Source organism: Nocardiopsis nanhaiensis (genome assembly GCF_054778635.1).
The window spans coordinates 1-4,066 of record NZ_BAAGZJ010000162.1 but is presented as its reverse complement, the minus strand read 5'-3'; the positions used below and the strand labels follow the sequence as shown (position 1 = coordinate 4,066).

Genomic DNA, 4,066 nt, shown 5'->3' with positions numbered 1-4,066 from the left:
TAGCCGCCCACCCGCCGTCGCAGCGAAGCGGGTCAAGGTGGAGCGCCACTGACGCGCGAAGCGCTCGATGGCGACGACCTTGAGGCGCGCAGCGGAGACGGCCACCATCAAGCGGCAGGAAACGGGGGAGAACCACCCGCACCCAACAACAAACCCCGGCCCACCGGTGCCAGCAAACCCCCACCCACCGTGGCCGGGAAACCCTCGCCCACCAGGGCCGGGATTCGGGCACACGGACGCGAGCGGGGACGAAAGCTCCCCCGGTTATCGAGCATGCGCGCCAGAACGGGCCCGCGACAACCCGAGGGCCGACCGGCTGTGGATAACGGGGCCTGCCCGACAGCGGAACACCCGACCGGCTGACCAGACCTGCTGGGCCGCCCCGAGCGCCCTCCACCCACGCATACACCTGGGCCGCCCCGGGTTTCGTAGGGCCTCCACCAGACCCCGAAAGGACGCCCTTGCGGGGTCGGGCGATTCACCCCGACCGAAACAACGAGTTGATCGGGTTCGCCACTGTGCGAGTCGGTGGCGGTCTAGCGTTCTTGATATGGACGATCAGGACCCCCCGAAGATACCCGTGGACGGACCGGCGCTCCGCTACATGGCGGTCGCGGACCACATCGCCGGGTTGGTGGACTCCGGCAGGCTTCGGGCGGGGGCGAAGCTCACGCCGGAACGCGAGCTTGCCCAGGAGTACGGCGTCTCGTACATGACCGTGCGGCGGGCGATGAAGGAACTCCGCGAGCGGGGCGTGATCATCACGGTGCACGGCCGCGGAACCTTCGTCGCCGAACACCGGGCCTAATCCGTCCCTGCCCCCGCCCCCGTCCCCTCGGTCGCGGCTGACCCGGCCTTCCCCGCCGCCCCGACCACGTCGGCGGCCACCTCCAGCACGTGGCGGTAGGACCTCCCGGTCGCCCGGGACATGGCGATCTCGCAGGTCCGGTTACACGAGACGTGCTCGGCGGCGCCGATGCTCCGCACCTGGCTGGCTTCGGCCGCGGTGGCGGACTCGGTCAGCTCGGGGTGCAGCATCCCGCGGTCGCCGGCGAAACCGCAGCAGCCCCAGTCGTCGGGAACGTGCACCTCCTTGGCGACCGCCTCCGCGAGGGCCCGCAGGTCGGGAACGATGCCGGACTTGTGCGAGGAACAGGTGGGGTGCACCGTCAGCGACGGCACCCGGTTACCGGGGTCGATGCGCAACTCGCGCAGTACGTGTTCGGCCGCGAAGCTCACGGCGTCGACGACACCGACGGCCCTCGGGTCCCCGGCCTCCCGGGCTCGGGCCATGATCCCGGCCACGCCCTCGGTGCAGGACGTGGCGTCCACCACCACGGGGATTTCCGCCCCGGACGAGCCGCCGGGCCGCGCAGCTTCGACCCGGTTCCGGACGGCGTCGACGGCTTGGAGCACGCGTTCGGCCATCACCTCGTGCCCGGCGGAGAACCCCTTGGAGGACCACGGGGTGCCGCAGCAGAGCCCGTCGACGCCTTCGGGGACCGCCAGGCCCACCCCTGCGGCACGGCAGAGCGCGGCGAAGGCGGCCTGCACGCCGCGGGAGCCCTCTGCCGGGGCGAACATGGCCCCTTGGCAGCTGGGCAGGAAGATCCCGGACACGGTGCCGGCGGCCCCGTCTTCGACGCCGGTCCCTCCGTCCGTGCGGCTGCGTCGGCTGCCGCCGGCGGGCAGGTCGGGCGACCACTGCGGCACCGTGTCGGCGCCCAGGGCCGCGCGGGCCACTCTGTTGGGCCCCGCGACGGCGGAGTTCGGCATCCGGGCGGCCATGGTGAGGCCGCGGCCGAGCGCCGTGGTCGCCGTCTTCCAGTGCCGTGCGGCGGAGCGCCAGGCGCCCTGCTCCATCCGGCCCCGGCTCTCCCCGCGGAGGCGTTTGACCAGCGCACCGGTGTCGATGTCCACCGGGCAGGCCGTGGCGCACATGCCGTCGGCCGCGCAGGTGTCGATGCTGTCGTAGGCCTGTTGGGCGTCGAGTTCGGCGACCAGGGCGTGGTCGCCTTCGGCGGCGGCCCGCTGCCGTGCCCGGCGCGCCACGATGCGCTGGCGCGGGGTGAGGGTGAGGTCGCGGCTGGGGCAGACGGGCTCGCAGTACCCGCACTCCACGCACCGGTCGACCTCTTCGTCCACCCGGTCGGCGGGCTTGAGGTCGCGCAGGTGCGCGCGGGCGTCGTCGGTGAGGACGACGCCGGGGTTGAGAATCCCCGCCGGGTCGAAGGCGACCTTGATCTCCCGCATGACGGCGACCAGCTCGGGTGAGTACTGGCGGTCCAGGAAGGGTGCCATGGCCCGGCCGGTCCCGTGTTCGGCCTTGAGGTTGCCGCCCTGTCCGAGGATCAGGTCGACCAGGTCCTCGGTGAACACCTCCAGCCGCGAGACCGCTTCGGGGTCTTCGGTGTCCTCGGTGATCATGAAGTGCAGGTTGCCGTCCTTGGCGTGGCCGAAGATCACCGGGTCGGCGTACCCGTGGGAGGCCAGCAGGTCGGCGAGCTCGCGGCAGGTGTCGGCCAGCCGGTCGACGGGGACCACCACGTCCTCCAGCAGTGCGGTGGTGCCTTGGGGGCGGGCTCCGGCGACGGCGGCGTAGAGCCCCTTGCGCACGCCCCAGAGGGCGGCGCGGTCGGCCGGGTCGCGGGTGAGGTGTACCGGCTGGGTGGTCGGCAGCGCTTCCAGGACCGCGGCGGCCTCGGCCAACAGCTGGTCGAGTTCCTGCTCGCCGTCGGTGCGGTATTCGACCAGGATCGCGGCGTGCTGGTCGACGGTGAACCCGGTGACGGCCTCCGGCGCGTCCGGGCTGCGGCGGGCGACCCGGATCGAGGTGGCGTCCATGAGTTCCAGGGCTTTGGCGCCGGTGCCGACGAGGGCGGGCAGTGCTTCGGCGGCGCGCTCGACGGAGTCGAGGACCAGCAGTCCAGTGGCCGCGTGGCTCTGGACGGGCACGGTGCGGTAGACCGCTTCGGCCACGAAGCCCAGCGTGCCTTCGGAGCCGATCATCAGGCGGGTGAGCAGGTCGACCGGGTCGTCGGCCTCGCGGAAGGCGTTGAGCGAGTAGCCCATCGTGTTCTTCATCGAGAACCGTTCGCGGATCTCCGCCATGGCCTCGGGGTCGGCGCACACGCGTTCCCAGAGGCTTTCGAGCGTGGCGGCCAGCTCCGGCTCGTCGGCCCGCAGGCGGGTGAGCGCGTCGTCTGCGGCGGTGTCGACGACCGTGCCGGAGGGCAGCACCACCGTCATCGACTCCAGTGTGCGCGTGGTGTTGTACTCGATCCCGGCGGCCATGCCGGAGGAGTTGTTGGCGATCACCCCGCCCACCGTGCAGGCCACTTCACTGGCCGGGTCGGGGCCCAGCGCCCGGCCGTACCGCGCCAGCCGGGCGTTGACGGAGCGCAGGGTGGCGCCGGGCCGCACCCGCACGCGGGCGCCGCCGTCGAGGACCTCGATGCCGCGGAAGCCGCGCCGGGTGTCCAACAGGATCCCGGTGCCGCACGCCTGCCCGGACAGGCTCGTCCCGCCGGAGCGGAACGTGACCGGCGTACGGTGCTCGGTGGCGACGGCGAGTGCGGCGGCCACTGCGTCGGCGTCTTCGGCGACGGCGACGACCTGCGGCACCAGGAGGTAGTGCGACGCGTCGTGGGCCCGGGTGTGGCGGTCCAGGGCCCGGTCGAGCACTCGGTCCGCCCCGAGGGCGCGGGCGAGGCCGTCGATCATCGGCCGGACGGCCTCTTGCGTCACGGCCGTTTCGGTCAGGTCCACACGAATCCCTCCTGGGGGTCGACTCGGTGGTCGGCGGCCAACCGGGCGAGGGACAGGGCGCCGTCGAGGGGGTCGCCGACGGCCTCTTGGACCGCGACCCCGCCGTGCCGGGCGTCGAGCTCGTCGGTGAAACCGGCGGACAGCGCGCCGCCCGCCCGGGAGAGCCCTCCGGTGAGTACTACCCGTGGCGGGTGGTGGGCATCCAGGGCGGCGAGCGCGCTGCGGGCCGCCTCCCGCCCGGCCTCGGTCAGCAGTGCGTGGGCGGCGGCGTCGCCGGTCCCGGCCAGCTCGACGACGT

General features: G+C 73.1%; 2 protein-coding genes and 1 pseudogene. 1 reads left to right on the top strand and 2 read right to left on the bottom strand.

Translation table 11 applies throughout. The features are described 5' to 3' along the window. The first annotated feature begins 550 nt into the window (after positions 1–550). Positions 551–808 (top strand): GntR family transcriptional regulator, encoded by a 258-nt coding sequence (locus ACYVD1_RS34440; RefSeq protein ID WP_460778669.1) that lies wholly within the window; start codon positions 551–553, stop codon positions 806–808. On the opposite strand, the gene ACYVD1_RS34435 is transcribed toward ACYVD1_RS34440, so the two are convergent. After that, a complete protein-coding gene (locus tag ACYVD1_RS34435; protein WP_460778668.1) occupies positions 805–3,768 on the bottom strand; it encodes an FAD-binding and (Fe-S)-binding domain-containing protein in 2,964 nt (987 codons plus the stop codon). The genes ACYVD1_RS34440 and ACYVD1_RS34435 overlap by 4 nt on opposite strands. Beyond that, a pseudogene (locus tag ACYVD1_RS34430) lies at positions 3,759–4,066 on the bottom strand (hypothetical protein); the annotation flags it as partial. The pseudogene ACYVD1_RS34430 and the gene ACYVD1_RS34435, both read right to left, overlap by 10 nt.

Excerpts from the sequence above, each read along its gene's own strand:
- ACYVD1_RS34440 (WP_460778669.1), top strand. The coding sequence starts at position 551 with ATGGACGATCAGGACCCCCCGAAGATACCCGTGGACGGACCGGCGCTC.